This window comes from Sphingomonas sp. PP-CE-3G-477, assembly GCF_003050745.1.
GTDB lineage: Bacteria > Pseudomonadota > Alphaproteobacteria > Sphingomonadales > Sphingomonadaceae > Sphingomonas.
In genome coordinates this window covers 85,252-99,900 of record NZ_QAOF01000008.1, presented here as the reverse complement: position 1 = coordinate 99,900, position 14,649 = coordinate 85,252, and the positions used below count along the sequence as shown (strand labels likewise).

Genomic DNA, 14,649 nt, shown 5'->3' with positions numbered 1-14,649 from the left:
ATGATTGCGGCCGGTTTCGCTTTGGCGGGACCGGCCGTTCTCGTTTCATCGTCTTCGCTGTCGTCGGCAGCGCAGGCCGGCCAGGGTGCTGTCGCGGCTCCGCGCGAGCCGACCCGCGTGCCGGTGTTCTCGGCGACCATCGTCGCGCGCTATCCGCACGACCGCACTGCGTTCACCGAAGGGCTGCTCTGGCACGACGGCGCCCTGTACGAGAGCACGGGGCAGGAGCGGCAATCCGACGTCCGCCGCGTCTCGCTCAAGGACGGCAAGATCCTCGCCAAGGCGCGAATCGACCCTGCGCAGTTCGGCGAGGGCCTTGCGCTGTGGAAGGACCAGCTCGTCAGCCTCACCTGGCACGACGGCATCGCGCATCGCTGGGACGTTCGCACGCTGAAACCCAAGGGGCAGAACCGCTACACCGGGGAAGGCTGGGGGTTGACCAGCGACGGCGTCTCGCTGCTCCAGTCCGACGGCAGTTCCGAGATCATTTCCCGCGATCCGCTGACACTGGCCGAACGCAAGCGCGTGGCGGTGACGATCGACGGGCGTCCCTTACGCGACATCAACGAACTCGAATATGTCCACGGTGCGCTGCTCGCCAACGTTTGGCACACCGGCTTCCTCGTCCGCATCGATCCCGCAACCGGCAAGGTGACCGCAGTGATCGACCTCCGCCCGCTCGTCGCCGAGATCGCCGCGACCGATCCCGAAGCGGTCCTCAACGGCATCGCCTGGGACGCGAAGGCCGACCGGCTGTTCGTGACGGGCAAATACTGGCCGACGCTCTTCGAGATCAAGATCGCCGCCACGCCCCAATAGGCTCTGTGGAGTTGCAGTCCCCTGGCAGCGCACCCCTACTTGTTCTCCCGCGAAGGCGGGAGCCCAGACTGGACTCCCGCCTTCGCGGGAGAACAAGGAGGGGCAGGGCGCCTCCTGAACGCTGTCTTCAGCCGCCGTCATCCGAACCCCGTCATCCTCGCGAAAGGAATCAGGCGCGCGCCTCTGGAGAGGATCGCTTCGTAGATGGGGAGTTCCTCAGAACCCCCGTCCAGCCCCCGGCGCCACTGCGCGGATCGCGGCGAGCACATGCCCGAGCAACCCATCCGCATCGTGATGGATATTATGCCCCCCCGGCATCCCAACCTTCCGCGCGTTCGCGGTGGTCAGCAGCGGACACAGGCTGTCGGTTTCTTCGAGGCCGTAGATACACGTGACCGGCGCCCAGGTCAGTCGGTTGCCGGTCGTCGCCCCCATGCTGTCGGGCGTCCCGTGGTCGTAGAGCAGTCCCGAAGGGTCGGCGCGGTAGAACACCGTGTCGCCGGGCAGGATCAAAACGATCGCCGCCACACGCGCACGCATGTCCTTCGGCAGGTTCACTAGCCCCGTCTGGACGATATCCGCGCCGTAGGACTGTCCCATCACCACGATCCGCTTCGCACCCGTGCGCGCCAGTGCGGTCCGCACGCCGTCCGCGATGATCGCATCGAGCTCCGCTCGCGTCCGATGATGCGCGAACAACGCCGGCGTGGTGATACCGACCACCGGGATGCCGTGCTCGGTCAGCCCGCGCGAGGTCGACGCGCCGAGCAGGAAGCGCAGCCCCATGTCGCCCGAGAAGTTCACCACCGCGACCGGTGGCGGTCCCGAGGCCTGGACGCCGATCGCCGGATACACATGCACCGGATCGCGGTCGAAATAGCCGGCGAGGTAGACGAACAGCACGACGATCGCGGACACGATGCCGGTCACCCAGGCGCCGCGCCGCCAGCGTCGTGCCGCTGCCGGGCGAGAATGTTTCGTAACTGTCACCGGATCATCCTGACTCGTACCAAGACCGGGTCAATACCCCGCACGGCTGCGGACTATCATGACGCGCGGATTACGTGATCATTCGCTTGAGCGTCTCGATCCGGTCCGCCTCCGCCGCGGGCTTGTCCGTCCGGATCCGCGCGATCCGCGGGAAGCGCATCGCCACCCCCGATTTGTGCCGCTTCGAATCGTGTAGCGAATCGAACGCGATCTCCAGCACCAGCGTCTTCTCGACTTCGCGCACGGGTCCGAACCGGTTCTGCGTATGGTTGCGCACGAAGCTGTCGAGCATTTTGAGCTCTTCGTCGGTAATCCCCGAATAGGCTTTCCCGACGGGGAGCAGTTCGCCCTCTTCGGTCCAGCAGCCGAAGGTATAGTCCGAATAATAAGATGACCGCCGCCCCGAGCCGCGCTGCGCGTACATCATCACGCAGTCGGCGGTCAGCGGATCACGTTTCCATTTATACCAGAGCCCGGCGCGACGTCCGCCGACGTACGGCGAATCACGGCGCTTCAGCATCACGCCTTCGATAGCCGAATCGCGCGCGGTGGCACGGATCGCCTCCAGCGCGGTGAAGTCGTCCGCGTCGATCACGACGCTCAGATCGAACCGCTCGGAGTCGAGTTGCGGCACGAACGCCTCCAACCGCTTCCGCCGCTCGGTCCAGGGTAGCGAACGCAAATCCTCGTCGCCGTCGATCAGCAGATCATAGAGCCGCACGAACGCAGGATAGTCCGCCAGCATCTTCGCCGACACGGTCTTGCGCCCAAGCCTTTGCTGCAACGCGTTGAAGCTCGCCGCCCCGCCACCATCCTCCAGCGTGCCGCCCTGATGTTCGCCCTTCACCAAAAGTTCGCCGTCGACCGTCCCAGGCGTCCGGAACGCAGCCGCGATCTCGGGGAAGCTGCCCGTCACGTCGTCGCCGGTCCGGCTGTAGAGCCGCGTTTCGTCCGCGACGTGGACGATCTGGACGCGGATGCCGTCCCATTTCCACTCCGCGGCATAGTCGACGAGGTCGACGCGAAGGTCTTCGAGCCCGTGCGCCAGCATGAACGGCCGGAACACCGGCACGTCCGCGGGCGTAGGCTGCGCGCCCGTGCCCTCCGCCCAGGCGAACAGGCTCGGATACGGCGCATCGAGCCCGTGCCAGACCTCCTCGACCGCATCGACATCGAGCCCGAACGCATCGGCGAGCGCGGTCTTCGCCAACCGCGCCGACACGCCGATCCGCAACGCGCCCGTCGCCATCTTGAGCAACGCGAACCGCTCCTCGGCGTCGGATCGGTCGAGCATGTCGGCCAGCGCACCCGGCGCATCGGCCCGCGACAATGCCGCCAGTCGCTCGACGACGTCGGTGATCGACAAGGGGGTCGGGTCGACCGGAACCGTCGGCTCAGGCCAGAGCAGCGCAACCGTCTCCGCGGTATCGCCGACATAATCGCGGCTCATCCGGAACAGTACCGGATCGACGCGTTCCTCGATCAACCCACGGATCACCGCCGACTTCACGCCCTTGAGATCGAGATCGCCGGTCAGCGCCGCCATTGCCCAGCCCCGGTCGGGGTCGGGCGTCGCGCGCAGGTAATCCGCGATCAGCTTCAGCTTGGCGTTACGCGACCGTGTGTAGGTGAGCGAGTCGAGCAGGGCGGCAAAAGCGTGCATCGTGGTTCAACGCACGGGAAGCCGCCGCCGCTCCCCGCCTGCTTTCAACGCGTGCGCGTGTAGCTGAAGAGCGCCTCGCGCGGCGCCTTGCCATCGATCCGTACCCAGACGTCGATGCGGTTCGGCCCGAGTCGCCGCATCGTCAGACCGTCGAAATGGACGGCGTCCTTCTCGATCGCGACGAGTGCGAAGCTTTCCGGCTTACGCGTTTTATCTTCCCATCCGGTCAGGTCGGCGTTGAAATGACGCAGCCGATAGGCCAGCGATTTACCGACGGGGACGATCTGGATCAGTTCGTAAAAGGCGACCTTGCCCTCTTGCGTCTGCGTGAAATGTCCCGTGATCTGACCGGCTTCGGGCGCGGAATAGACTTCCGTGGCATCGCCGCCGAGGCCGGGACCGCGCCAGCTTCCCTCCAGCCACGCGAGCGATTCGATGTTCGCGTTCGGTGACGCCACGCCGGGAACGGCGGACCGCGTCTCGTCGGGAACGGCCGCGAACGACGAGGCCGGCAAGGCCGCGAGTGCGAGGATCGAGATCCAGAAATGCATATAGCCTCCACCGTTTCCGGCAGAGGCTACATGTTTGGCGGCTCTATGCGAGTCGCAAGCGATAGCCGCGTCAGTCCACCGCGTTCTTGATGCTCTTGCCCGCAAGCAGGCCGAGCACGAGGAAGATCACGAACAGCGCGATCGCGATGAAGAACAGGATCTTGGCGATACCGATGAACGCCCCGCCGATGCCGCCGAAGCCGAGCAGCGCGAAAACTGCGCCGATGACGAGAAAGGTAATTGCAAGCTTCAACATATCGGCCTCCTGTTTGGTAAGGTCGCTCAACCGGCTTGGCGTCCGATTTGTTCCTCGGGCGTAACGATCAGGCCTTGCGGCTCGCCTCGAACAGGAACCACGCACGCTCCTCGGCGTGATCCGTCCACTCATCCACAATCCCACTCGTCGCGTTGTCCTTGGCGGCGTCGGCGGCGTCCTTGACGATGCGGAACTGCTCGACGAGCTTCAGATTGTCCTCGCGCAGTTCGGCGAGCATCTCGGTCGGGCCGACGAACGCCATGTCGTTGTCGGCGATCGTCTGGTGGCGCGAGATGTCGCTGATCGAGCGCAGCGTGGTGTTACCGGTCTTGCGCACGCGCTCGGCGATCGCGTCGGTCACGCCGATGATCTGTGCAGACTGGTCGTCGAGCAGCAGGTGATAGTCGCGGAAATGCGGCCCCGACATGTGCCAGTGGAAATTCTTGGTCTTGAGGTACAGCGCGTAGCAATCGGCGAGCGCGGCGTTCAGCGCGTCGGCGACCGACTTGGTGCTGTTGCTCGGCAGGTCGGTCGGCGTGTCGAGGGCGGGATTGATGTCGGCCATGTCTAGCTCCGGTTTGAAAGTCGTTGCGTGAACGATCCGAACACCGAATTGCTCCCGGCCGCTAGACCAATCGCAAGGCGCCGAGCGCGAGAACGATACCGAAGATCACGAATACGATCCCGATCGCGATGCGCAGCGGCTTGAGCGGCAGCTTCAGCCATGCGGCCTCGCCCATCAGCGCGGCGGGGACGATCACGACCAGCGAGCCGATCGTCGCGCCGATCGCGGCGAGCGCAGGGACAGGCGTCCGCGCGGCGAGCGTCAGGACGATGAACTGAACGCCGTCGCCGAAGGCCAGAATGAAAAGGCCGAGCGCGGTGGTGGCGATCGCGCCGATCTTCCAGCGATCGAGCCGCTCGGGTACTTTTGCCGGAAAGAAGGATCCGCCGCCCTGCAGTAACAGCGCGAGCGCCAGCATGAGTTGCTGTGCATTGGGGGCGAGCTTCGGCCCGATTACCGCGCCGAGCGTCGCCGCCAAGCTGCTCGCGGCGAGCAACGCCAGCGCCGCCATCGCGATCACCAGTCCCGGCTTGGCGTACCGGTCCGACAGGATCGCCGCGAGCCACGCCGTTCGATCGCCGACCTGCGCAAGCGCGGCCGCGACGAGAGCCGCCATCAAGGCGTCCATGGATTATCCCGCAAGACGCACCGAACACGCGGCGGCGAATACGTGGCACGCCTGGACGTCCTGCCGCTCGCACCCGACCGCATCGCGCAGGATCGACAGCCAGCCATGCACCAGCGCGCCATGCTCGCCGCGTGAGAGCGCCGAGTCGACGAAGTGCGCGACCGTGACCGCGGGATTGAGGCCGTTGGTATGCGCGATCACGCGGATCGCATCGATCTCGGTGGCGATGTCGCACGGTCGGGAATAGGGCGCACGAACGTCGATCGCGGTGATTCGCGCCGCGAGATCGGCCTTCACCGCGATCATGTCGTCGATTCGAACCAGCGCCTGCCCCACGATCCCGCTCCTGTCTTTATCTGACGGTACAATGCGCCCCGGACAGTGAATAGCGGGTTAAATGAACGGTCCTGACGTGCGGCGATGGGGTAAAGCTTGACTTCGCTCCCTCCGTCCGCCATGCGCCGCCCCTGATGGAGCGGCGGCGTCAGTTCGCCGCTTTCGCATTTTCAAGCCATAGGAATTGGGCTCATGGCCAAGCCGACCACCGTAAAGATCAAGCTGCTCAGCACCGCTGACACCGGCTTCTTCTACGTCACTAAGAAGAATCCCCGTACCAAGACGGAGAAGCTCTCCTTCTCGAAGTACGATCCCGTCGTGCGCAAGCATGTCGAGTTCAAGGAAGCCAAGATCAAGTAATCCGGCCGGCGGTGCGAACCGCCGTCTGATTGCTGAGATCCGAAAAGCCGCGGATAGCGATATCCGCGGCTTTTGGCGTTTGGGATTCCCCTCCGGTTCGTCCTCCCCCTTCCGCTTGCCCCCTCTCCCGTTCGTCCTGAGTAGCCGTCGAGTAGTCGCCGTAGGCGGCGTATCGAGAGGGCGTATCGAAGGACCGGTTGGCGCGCGGAACGCATGCTTCGATACGAGCCCTCGATACGCTCCTTGCGGAGCTACTCGGTCTCTACTCAGCACGAACGGGGTTGGGGGTTTGGCAACGGAATGTGCGAGTTAAGCAACCGGCAGGCGGAGCAGATCGGTATCCGCGCGCGCCCCGTCTCAGATCAGCGCCCCGACCGCGTCCATGAACCGCGCCAGACTGATCGGCTTGGACACATACGAGTCCGCTCCGGCCGCCCGGATCCGCTCCTCGTCCTCGCGCCCGGCATACGCCGTCACCGCCATCACCGGGATCGCCTTCAATTCCTCGTCCGCCTTCAGTTCGAGGATGATCTCATAGCCGGTGACGTGCGGCATCTGGATGTCCATGATGATCAGGTCGGGCACAAATTCCCGAGCGCGCGCAACGGCTTCGCGGCCGTCGCGTACGGGCTCGACGGCGAACTGATGCGCGCGCAACAGGTCGCAGAATAGTTTGAGGTTCAGTTCGTTGTCCTCGACAACGAGCACCTTCTTTGTCACCGCCGCACCTTATCCGGAAAGAAGGCACGATAGGCAATGCGCGACCGCGATTCAAACGAAGACGCCGAAGCGCTCGCCCTGCGCGCTTTGGTATGGACGCTGGGCGAACCCGACCGCGCGATGCGGCTGTTGTCGGTGACCGGCCTCGACCCGAGCGACCTGCGTGCGCGAGCAAACGACCCGGCGGTTTTGTCCGCGGCGTTGGGCTTTCTCGAGAACCACGAGCCGGACCTGATCGCCTGCGCCGAATCGCTCGGGGTGAAGCCCGAGGCGCTGGTCCGCGCGCACGCCAGACTAGACCAAGGAGAATTCGAAGCATGAGGCCGCTGCTGATCAGCGATTGCGACGAAGTGCTGCTGCACATGGTCAAGCATTTCGGCGTCTGGCTCGACGAGCGCCACGACATCGATTTCCAGATCCAGCACGGCGATTTCTCGACCGCGATGACGCGTCGCAATGGCGGTCCGCCGCCATCGCGCGAGGACATGTGGGCGATGCTGGGCGAGTTCTTCCCCGCCGAGATGCACCGCCAGACGCTGGTGCCGCACGCGGTCGAGGCGCTGGAGCGGCTCGCGCAGGTGGCGGACATCGTCATCCTTACCAACCTCCAGGACGAATGCCGCCAGCCGCGGATCGAGCAACTGGCGAAGTTCGGTATCGTCCACCGGGTCGAGTGCAACCAGGGCGGCAAGGGGACGCCGGTGTCGCGGCTGGTCGAGGAATATGGGTCGCCGGTCACGGTGTTCGTCGATGACCTTGCGGTGCACCACGAGTCGGTCGCCAAGCACGCGCCGGGGGTGCACCGGTTGCACATGGTTTCGGAGCCGACGCTCGCGGTGAGTGTGCCAAAGGCGCCCGAGGCGCACGCGCGGATCGACGACTGGCGCGAGGCGGCCGACTGGATCGCCGCACGGTTCGAGGCGGGTTTGCCGGCGGACGCCTGAGCCGTCTGTTCCCCCGCGAACGCGGGGGGGCGGGAGCCAAAAGCGATATCGCCCGTAATCCTGGGCTCCCGCCTTCGCGGGAGAACAGGAAGGGGCGCGGGCATCTCATCCGCCGAGAGCGCCGCACTCAAATCGTCCGTCATCCCGGCGGAGGCCGGGACCCATACGCGCTACGCTTGTGACGGTGTACGTCAGCCAGTCTGGCTCCAGCGTGCGTGAGCAACACGGACAGGTGTTGGGCCCCCGGCCCTAAGGCGGCAACCCGCCCCCACTTGACCCATCCCCCACCGCTGTGGTGATACCTCCCCCATGACCGATCGTATCGACCGCAAGCTCGAAGAGCTGGGCCTCACCCTCCCGCAGGCCGCCGCACCCGTGGCGTCCTACGTCCCGACCGTGCTGGCGAACGGCATGCTCCATATCTCGGGCCAGTTGCCGTTCAAGGACGGCGCTCTGGTTACCGGTCGCGTCGGAGACGGCGTGTCGCTCGAAGACGCGCAGGAGGCCGCCAAGCTCTGCGCGCTCATGCTCGTCGCACAGATGAAGGCGGCGCTCGGCACACTCGGCCGCGTCGAGCGGATCGTGAAGCTCGGCGTGTTCGTCAACTCGACCGGCGATTTCACCGATCAGCCGAAGGTCGCCAACGGCGCGTCGGACCTGATGGTCGCGCTGTTCGGCGATGCCGGCAAGCATGCGCGCTCGGCGGTCGGTGTTCCCGTCCTCCCGCTCGGCGCCGCCGTCGAGATCGACGCGATCGTCCAGGTTTCCGCCTAAGCTCCTTGGAGGCGCGCCCTCGCGTCTCTACCTAACGCAGTGATGAATTCGGTCACTGCTCGCATCGCCCAAGGCGTCACCTCGATCGCGGCCGAGGATTGGGAGGCGTGCTCCGGCACCGCCAACCCGTTCGTCGGCCACGCCTTCCTCTCCGCGCTCGAAGCGTCGAAGAGCGTCGGCGGCCGATCCGGCTGGCAGGCGCTGCCGGTGGTGGTCGACGGCCCCGACGGCAAACCCGCCGCGATCGCCCCTGCCTATGCCAAGAGCCACAGCCAGGGCGAATACGTGTTCGACCAGGGCTGGGCCGACGCGTGGGAGCGGGCAGGGGGGCAATATTACCCCAAGCTCCAGATCGCTGCGCCGTTCAGCCCCGTGCCCGGTCCGCGCCTGCTGCTTCGCGATCGCGAGCACGCTCCTGCGCTAATCGCCGCGCTGGAGGCGGTGACCGACCAGAGCGGGCTATCCTCCGCGCACGCCACCTTCATCGACCCCGACGAAGTCGCGCTCTTTGAGGCCGCCGGCTGGCTGATCCGCCAAGGCACGCAGTTCCACTGGAAGAACGAGGGATACGCCAGCTTCGACGACTTCCTCACCGTCCTCGCCAGTCGCAAGCGCAAGGCGATCCGCAAGGAACGCGCCGCCGCCGTCGAAGGGCTAACGATCCGCCACCTTGTCGGCGCCGAAATCACACCTGAGCACTGGGACGCGTTCTGGGTCTTCTACCAGGACACCGGCAGCCGCAAATGGGGCCAGCCCTACCTGACGCGCGCGTTCTTCGACCAGATCGGCAAGACGATGGGCGACCGCGTGCTGCTCATCCTCGCCGAGCGTGACGGCGTACCGATCGCCGGTGCGCTCAACCTGATCGGCGATGACACGCTCTACGGCCGATACTGGGGCGCGACGGAGGAGGTGCCGTTCCTCCACTTCGAACTCTGCTATTACCAGGCGATCGACGCGGCCATTGCGCGCGGCCTGAAGACCGTCGAGGCGGGCGCGCAGGGCGAACACAAGCTCGCGCGCGGCTATGCGCCGGTCGCAACCTATTCCGCGCACTACATTCCCGACCCGAGCTTCCGCCGTGCGATCGCCGACTATCTCGTGCGCGAGCGCGAAGCCGTCGCCGAGCAGCAGGAGTATCTCGGCGAGCTTACTCCGTTTCGGCGGGGCGAGCAGCAGCAGCCCGGTTGACGCGGTACAGCAGGCTGGTGCCGTCGCGCCGGATCAGCGTCAGGTCGCGGACCAGCGCCGGATCGAACTTCGGCGGGTGGATCAGCCACACGTAATCGAACGCATCGCGCGGGAATTTCTCCAGCGCCATCGAGATCGGCCGCCAGAACTGCCCACGGCACTTGATGTCGCTGACGATCTCCGAAGGGTCATGCGCAAAGCCCTTCGCCGCCGGATACTGCGTCGTCATCAGCTGCGCGCCCGCCATCGACCACTGATCGTTGGTGAACGCCAGCCGCCGCTCCAGTAGCAGCGCGGGCACATGCTCGAGCCGGGAATACGCCCAGTCGTCGCGACAGCGCCGCCCGACGAACGACACGACCCGCGAGCGCTCGGGCACCGTATCGATCGCCGCGATCGCCTGGTCGTAGCTGCGATCGTACATCAGGTAGCTGACCGTCGTCCCCGCCAGCCGCACGCCGAAGAACGCAAACCCCAGCACCGCGAGCACGGCGGCACCGCGTAGCGATAGGCCGTGTCGCGGCCGCAGCGCGATCACCGCAATCCCGAGCATGAACGGCGCGAGCCGCATGTCGGCATAGGCCGAGCCGAACACGATCCGCGGCAGCAGCACGTACACGATCGCTAGGAACAGCGCCGACAGGCTCAGGTTGCGCGAATATTCGATCGTCTGGTCGCGCACGCCGCGGAACAGGATCACGAACAGGACCGTCACCGACGCGATGTCGAACGTCATCCACCGATCGCGCAGGACCATCGTGATCCAGTTCATCTTCCAGCGCCAGTTGAACCAGTCCTGCGTCTTGCCGCCGACATGATCGCCCGATCGCCAGACCACCATCATTACCATCGGCAGCGCGAGCGGCAGGCAGTTCAGCCCCGCCTGGATGCATGCCTTGAACCAGCCATGTGCCCAGCTCTTGGGATCGCTGTCGCGGCGGATGTCGTGCTGGCGGATCAGCTCGGCGGAGAAGGCGAGTACGCCCAGCACGCCCCAGCCGAACGTATGGCACAGCCACAACAGGCACGAGACGGGGACGAAGATGATGGTCCGCAGCTGCCGCCGGTCGAGCCGCCCCATCCGCAGCCAGAGCGCGAACAGGTTGAGCGCGAGCGCCATGCCCAGCGCGAAATTCACGAATCCGAACTGGAAGGGGTAGCTGTAGGCGAGCGGCAACGCGAACAACGCGGTCGCGGGGATTCGCCCGTGCACTTCGCGCGCGATCCACAGCAGCCCGGTCACGGTCAGCGCGGGAATCGCCATCACGATCAGCTTCACTGCCAGCTGCAACCCGAAGATCGGCGCGAGCGGCACGATCAACAGGTCGATGCCAAGGTTGCCGATCATCTGCCAGCGGAAGTTATACCACTGGGAAAGCCAGGGATTGTCGCCGATCGCCAGCTGGACGCGGTACCGGCCCATATGTCCGGGCAGGTCGACCAGCGGCGGTATTTCCGGCCACAGCAATGGTATGATCGATGCGATCGCAACCGCGGCAACGAATGCGCGCGTCTGCCACCAATGCAGCTTTTCCCCCTGAGTAATCATATCGTCGAACCCTAGGGGCGGGTGGGCGCACTAGACAAGTGCGCCCACGACGAGTTGACGATCTTCCCTGCAAACTTGGGCATCGAACCGCGGTCCAGTTGGTGGCGGACTACTGGTCGCCCCTACTGATCACGCCGTCCGAGCAGGCGCAGGCGCAGTGCGTTCAGCTTGATGAAGCCCGCTGCGTCGCGCTGATCGTACGCGCCCTGGTCGTCCTCGAACGTCACGACCTTCTCCGAATACAGCGAGTTCGGCGACTTGCGGCCGACCACGTACACGCCGCCCTTGTAGAGCTTCAGCCGAACGGTGCCCGACACCTTCTCCTGGCTGTGGTCGATCGCCGCCTGCAGCATCTCGCGCTCCGGCGAGAACCAGAAGCCGTTGTAGATCAGCTCGGCATAGCGCGGTGCCAGCTCGTCCTTCAGGTGCGCGGCGCCGCGATCGAGCGTCAGCTGCTCGATGCCCCGGTGTGCGAGGTGATAGATCGTGCCGCCCGGCGTCTCGTACATGCCGCGGCTCTTCATGCCGACGAAGCGGTTCTCGACGAGATCGAGACGGCCGATGCCGTGGCGACGGCCGTACTCGTTGAGCGTCGACAGCAGGGTGGCCGGGCTCATGCCCTCGCCGTTGATCGCGACGCCGTCGCCGCGCTCGAAATCGATCGTGATGTACTCAGGGACGTCGGGCGCGTCCTCGGGGTTCACCGTGCGCGAATAGACATAGTCGGGAACCTCGTCCCACGGGTTCTCGAGCACGAGGCCTTCGCTCGATGTGTGCAGCATGTTCGCATCGGTCGAGAACGGCGCCTGGCCGCGCTTGTCCTTGCTGACCGGGATCTGGTGCTGTTCGGCGAACTCGATCAGCTTGGTGCGGCTGGTGAGATCCCATTCACGCCACGGTGCGATCACCTTGATGTCGGGCGACAGCGCGTAATAGCCGAGCTCGAAGCGGACCTGGTCGTTGCCCTTGCCGGTCGCGCCGTGGCTGACCGCATCGGCGCCGACCATCTTGGCGATCTCGATCTGGCGCTTGGCGATCAGCGGCCGCGCGATCGACGTGCCGAGCAGGTACAGCCCCTCGTACAGCGCGTTCGACCGCATCATCGGGAACACGTAGTCGCGCACGAACTCCTCGCGCAGGTCGTCGACGAAGATGTGCTCGGGCTTGACGCCCATCATCTCGGCCTTCGCGCGCGCGGGCTCGAGTTCCTCGCCCTGGCCGAGATCGGCGGTGAAGGTCACGACTTCGCAGTTATACGTCTGCTGGAGCCATTTCAGGATCACGCTCGTGTCCAGGCCACCGGAATAGGCGAGCACGACGCGGTTGATCTGATCGGTCACGGGCAGAATCCTTTGGGCAATATCCAATGCGGCGCCCCTATGCGCTGGGCGCGCGCCATGCAACCACGCGCGTTAATGGCGCGTACAACCGAACCGGTCTATCTGCGCCGCGCATCCTCTGGAGTTACTGCACCGTGCTACGCCAAAGCCTCACCCTTCTCGTCCTCGCCGGCCTTGCGACTCCGGCGCTCGCGCAGGAAACGCGCGCATCTGCCTCGGCCAAGTTCAAGGCCGAGTTCGCCGCGTCGGATACCAACAAGGACGGCGTCCTCACGCGCGCGGAAGTGCAGGCGCGGATCGGCAACATGAAGGTCGGCGGTCAGGGCCGTCCGGATCCCGTTCACGCCAAGCGTCTCGCGGACCTGTGGTTCACGAGCGCGGACAAGAACAAGGACGGCAAGGTCACGCAGGCCGAGGCGCAGGCGCTGCTCGCGGCGACGTTCGCAAAATACGATGCGAACAAGGACGGCAAGATCGGCGGCGACGAGCGCGCCGCGGCGAAGGCCGACGTGCAGGGCCCGCGCTAAGTCCATTCGCCTAATACCGTTGTTCTCCCGCGGACGCGGGAGCCCAGCTAAGTACCGTATCCCTGCTTGGTCCTGGGCCACCGCCTCCGCGGGGGAACACGGAGGTTGACGGGCGGTGTCCTGCGCCAAGCCCGACTTGTACAGGGGACGGTGCGAGAGCGGGTCAGCCTTCGCGCAAAGCCCGCTCACCCTCGATCATATAATCGCGCGTCAGCGGCAGTGTCATCCGGCTCTTCGACAGCTGGATCTGGTAATTGACCATCCCCCCGGTCCGGAACGCCGCCGCGGCGCCCGCGAGATAGAACGTCCACATCCGGTAGAACCGTTCGTCGTACAACGCGACGATCGCGTCCTTCGCGGCCACCGTCCGGTCGTACCAGAGGTCGATCGTCAGCGCATAATGCACGCGCAGCACCTCGATATCGGTCGGGAAGAACTTCAGCCCCTCATACCCCTTCACGATCTCCGACAGCGCCGGATTATAGCCGCCCGGGAAGATGTACTTGGTCGTGAAGGTGTCGGTGACGCCCGGACCGCCCATCCGGCCGATCGTGTGGAGCAGCATCACGCCGTCTTCCGTCAGCAGGTCGTGGCACTTGCGGAAGAACGCCTTGTAGTGCGCCGGGCCGACATGCTCGAACATCCCGACCGAGACGATCCGGTCGAATGTCCCGTTCAGCGCGCGATAGTCGATCAGCTCGAACTTCACCTTGTCGGCGACCCCGGCTTCCTCGGCGCGACGCCGCGCGACCTTCAACTGCTCCTCGCTCAGCGTCACGCCCAGCACTTCGGCACCGGTCTTCGCGTGCAGGTACAGCGCCATGCCACCCCAGCCGCAGCCGATGTCGAGCACGCGCATGCCCGGCTGGATCGCAAGCTTGGCGGCGATGTGCGCCTTCTTGTCGTCCTGTGCCTGCTCCAGGCTGTTGCCCGCGTCGGTGAAGTACGCGCAGGAATATTGCCGATCCGCGTCGAGGAACAGGTCGTACAGCCGATCCGACAGGTCGTAGTGATGCGCGACGTTCTTCTTCGACCGGCGCGCCATGTTCACGCGGTCGACGCGGTGCACGACCTTGCCGAGCAGCTTGATCGGCAGCGAGGGATTGAGCCCGCCGCCACGCTCCCACGGACTGTTGCCCTTGAGCAGATTGATGAGATCACGGATGTCGCCGCGCTCGATCACAAGGCGCCCGTCCATGAACGCCTCTGCCGCGCCAAGCGCCGGGTGGCGGACGATCGCGCCGGCGACGCCGGGCTGGGTCAGCCGGATCGTGACCGGGTTGTAGGCGGGGTCGGGCTTGCCGAAATGCTTGGTCGTGCCGTCGACGTGGATGAGCGTGAGTTCGCCGGTTTTAACCTGCCGGGCCAGGAAACGATCGAAAAGTGCCATGCCGCGTTAGCTAATGACTGGTACGGAATTGCGCTACCCCCGGCGG

General features: G+C 65.5%; 18 protein-coding genes. 7 read left to right on the top strand and 11 right to left on the bottom strand.

Going from position 1 to position 14,649, the window contains the following annotated elements; genetic code table 11:
- Complete coding sequence (locus C8J45_RS15055; RefSeq protein WP_107963953.1) at positions 1 to 819, top strand: glutaminyl-peptide cyclotransferase; 819 nt, start codon at positions 1 to 3, stop codon at positions 817 to 819.
- A gap of 216 nt (positions 820 to 1,035) precedes the next feature.
- Here C8J45_RS15055 and C8J45_RS15050 read toward each other — a convergent pair whose 3' ends face one another.
- The 7 genes from C8J45_RS15050 to C8J45_RS15020 all read right to left on the bottom strand — a co-directional run bounded on the left by C8J45_RS15050 (position 1,036) and on the right by C8J45_RS15020 (position 5,808).
- On the bottom strand, positions 1,036 to 1,809 hold the full coding sequence (locus C8J45_RS15050; protein WP_107963952.1) for an AcvB/VirJ family lysyl-phosphatidylglycerol hydrolase: 774 nt from the start codon (positions 1,807 to 1,809) through the stop codon (positions 1,036 to 1,038).
- A gap of 70 nt (positions 1,810 to 1,879) precedes the next feature.
- Entirely contained in the window at positions 1,880 to 3,472 is a 1,593-nt protein-coding gene (locus C8J45_RS15045) for a cisplatin damage response ATP-dependent DNA ligase (protein ID WP_107963951.1), read from the bottom strand.
- A 44-nt stretch (positions 3,473 to 3,516) separates the two neighbouring features.
- On the bottom strand, positions 3,517 to 4,023 hold the full coding sequence (locus C8J45_RS15040) for a DUF6265 family protein (protein ID WP_107963950.1): 507 nt from the start codon (positions 4,021 to 4,023) through the stop codon (positions 3,517 to 3,519).
- Between the two features lie 70 nt (positions 4,024 to 4,093).
- Positions 4,094 to 4,279 carry a DUF1328 family protein gene (locus C8J45_RS15035; protein WP_107964025.1) on the bottom strand — a complete coding sequence of 62 codons (186 nt, stop codon included), beginning with the start codon at positions 4,277 to 4,279 and terminating at the stop codon, positions 4,094 to 4,096.
- Positions 4,280 to 4,346: 67 nt separating this feature from the next.
- Positions 4,347 to 4,844 (bottom strand): Dps family protein, encoded by a 498-nt coding sequence (locus tag C8J45_RS15030; protein WP_107963949.1) that lies wholly within the window; start codon positions 4,842 to 4,844, stop codon positions 4,347 to 4,349.
- A gap of 61 nt (positions 4,845 to 4,905) precedes the next feature.
- Positions 4,906 to 5,460, bottom strand: coding sequence for a TMEM165/GDT1 family protein (locus C8J45_RS15025; RefSeq protein WP_258191479.1), 555 nt, complete (start codon positions 5,458 to 5,460; stop codon positions 4,906 to 4,908).
- A gap of 15 nt (positions 5,461 to 5,475) precedes the next feature.
- A complete protein-coding gene (locus C8J45_RS15020; protein WP_258191478.1) occupies positions 5,476 to 5,808 on the bottom strand; it encodes a hypothetical protein in 333 nt (110 codons plus the stop codon).
- A gap of 192 nt (positions 5,809 to 6,000) precedes the next feature.
- Between C8J45_RS15020 and rpmG the strand changes: the two genes are divergently transcribed.
- Positions 6,001 to 6,168, top strand: coding sequence for a 50S ribosomal protein L33 (rpmG, locus tag C8J45_RS15015; protein ID WP_055881863.1), 168 nt, complete (start codon positions 6,001 to 6,003; stop codon positions 6,166 to 6,168).
- A 357-nt stretch (positions 6,169 to 6,525) separates the two neighbouring features.
- Here the strand turns inward: rpmG and C8J45_RS15010 are convergent, their stop codons facing one another.
- Positions 6,526 to 6,888 (bottom strand): response regulator, encoded by a 363-nt coding sequence (locus C8J45_RS15010; RefSeq protein WP_107963947.1) that lies wholly within the window; start codon positions 6,886 to 6,888, stop codon positions 6,526 to 6,528.
- Positions 6,889 to 6,924: 36 nt separating this feature from the next.
- Between C8J45_RS15010 and C8J45_RS15005 the strand changes: the two genes are divergently transcribed.
- The 4 genes from C8J45_RS15005 (at position 6,925) to C8J45_RS14990 (ending at position 9,797) form a co-directional block, all read left to right on the top strand.
- Positions 6,925 to 7,209 carry a DUF3572 domain-containing protein gene (locus tag C8J45_RS15005; RefSeq protein ID WP_107963946.1) on the top strand — a complete coding sequence of 95 codons (285 nt, stop codon included), beginning with the start codon at positions 6,925 to 6,927 and terminating at the stop codon, positions 7,207 to 7,209.
- Positions 7,206 to 7,832, top strand: a complete 627-nt coding sequence (locus C8J45_RS15000) for a hypothetical protein (RefSeq protein ID WP_107963945.1) — start codon at positions 7,206 to 7,208, stop codon at positions 7,830 to 7,832. Before C8J45_RS15005 ends, C8J45_RS15000 begins: the two co-directional genes overlap by 4 nt.
- Positions 7,833 to 8,141: 309 nt before the next feature.
- Positions 8,142 to 8,606, top strand: a complete 465-nt coding sequence (locus C8J45_RS14995) for a RidA family protein (protein WP_107963944.1) — start codon at positions 8,142 to 8,144, stop codon at positions 8,604 to 8,606.
- Between the two features lie 42 nt (positions 8,607 to 8,648).
- Entirely contained in the window at positions 8,649 to 9,797 is a 1,149-nt protein-coding gene (locus tag C8J45_RS14990; protein WP_107963943.1) for a GNAT family N-acetyltransferase, read from the top strand.
- Here the strand turns inward: C8J45_RS14990 and C8J45_RS14985 are convergent.
- Positions 9,757 to 11,346 (bottom strand): hypothetical protein, encoded by a 1,590-nt coding sequence (locus C8J45_RS14985; RefSeq protein ID WP_181321232.1) that lies wholly within the window; start codon positions 11,344 to 11,346, stop codon positions 9,757 to 9,759. The genes C8J45_RS14990 and C8J45_RS14985 overlap by 41 nt on opposite strands.
- A gap of 122 nt (positions 11,347 to 11,468) precedes the next feature.
- Positions 11,469 to 12,686, bottom strand: coding sequence for an argininosuccinate synthase (locus C8J45_RS14980; protein ID WP_107963942.1), 1,218 nt, complete (start codon positions 12,684 to 12,686; stop codon positions 11,469 to 11,471).
- Positions 12,687 to 12,712: 26 nt separating this feature from the next.
- On the opposite strand from C8J45_RS14980, the gene C8J45_RS19415 reads away from it, so the two are divergent.
- Positions 12,713 to 13,213 carry an EF-hand domain-containing protein gene (locus tag C8J45_RS19415; RefSeq protein ID WP_107963941.1) on the top strand — a complete coding sequence of 167 codons (501 nt, stop codon included), beginning with the start codon at positions 12,713 to 12,715 and terminating at the stop codon, positions 13,211 to 13,213.
- Between the two features lie 163 nt (positions 13,214 to 13,376).
- Here the strand turns inward: C8J45_RS19415 and C8J45_RS14970 are convergent, their stop codons facing one another.
- Positions 13,377 to 14,603, bottom strand: a complete 1,227-nt coding sequence (locus C8J45_RS14970; protein ID WP_107963940.1) for a cyclopropane-fatty-acyl-phospholipid synthase family protein — start codon at positions 14,601 to 14,603, stop codon at positions 13,377 to 13,379.
- Positions 14,604 to 14,649 lie beyond the last annotated feature (46 nt).

Excerpts from the sequence above, each read along its gene's own strand:
- C8J45_RS14990 (WP_107963943.1), top strand. The coding sequence starts at position 8,649 with ATGAATTCGGTCACTGCTCGCATCGCCCAAGGCGTCACCTCGATCGCG.
- C8J45_RS19415 (WP_107963941.1), top strand. The coding sequence starts at position 12,713 with ATGCGGCGCCCCTATGCGCTGGGCGCGCGCCATGCAACCACGCGCGTT.
- C8J45_RS14995 (WP_107963944.1), top strand. The coding sequence starts at position 8,142 with ATGACCGATCGTATCGACCGCAAGCTCGAAGAGCTGGGCCTCACCCTC.
- C8J45_RS15040 (WP_107963950.1), bottom strand. The coding sequence starts at position 4,023 with ATGCATTTCTGGATCTCGATCCTCGCACTCGCGGCCTTGCCGGCCTCG.
- C8J45_RS14970 (WP_107963940.1), bottom strand. The coding sequence starts at position 14,603 with ATGGCACTTTTCGATCGTTTCCTGGCCCGGCAGGTTAAAACCGGCGAA.
- C8J45_RS15045 (WP_107963951.1), bottom strand. The coding sequence starts at position 3,472 with ATGCACGCTTTTGCCGCCCTGCTCGACTCGCTCACCTACACACGGTCG.
- C8J45_RS15025 (WP_258191479.1), bottom strand. The coding sequence starts at position 5,460 with ATGGCGGCTCTCGTCGCGGCCGCGCTTGCGCAGGTCGGCGATCGAACG.
- C8J45_RS14985 (WP_181321232.1), bottom strand. The coding sequence starts at position 11,346 with ATGATTACTCAGGGGGAAAAGCTGCATTGGTGGCAGACGCGCGCATTC.
- C8J45_RS15000 (WP_107963945.1), top strand. The coding sequence starts at position 7,206 with ATGAGGCCGCTGCTGATCAGCGATTGCGACGAAGTGCTGCTGCACATG.
- C8J45_RS15055 (WP_107963953.1), top strand. The coding sequence starts at position 1 with ATGATTGCGGCCGGTTTCGCTTTGGCGGGACCGGCCGTTCTCGTTTCA.
- C8J45_RS15005 (WP_107963946.1), top strand. The coding sequence starts at position 6,925 with ATGCGCGACCGCGATTCAAACGAAGACGCCGAAGCGCTCGCCCTGCGC.
- C8J45_RS15030 (WP_107963949.1), bottom strand. The coding sequence starts at position 4,844 with ATGGCCGACATCAATCCCGCCCTCGACACGCCGACCGACCTGCCGAGC.
- rpmG (WP_055881863.1), top strand. The coding sequence starts at position 6,001 with ATGGCCAAGCCGACCACCGTAAAGATCAAGCTGCTCAGCACCGCTGAC.
- C8J45_RS15035 (WP_107964025.1), bottom strand. The coding sequence starts at position 4,279 with ATGTTGAAGCTTGCAATTACCTTTCTCGTCATCGGCGCAGTTTTCGCG.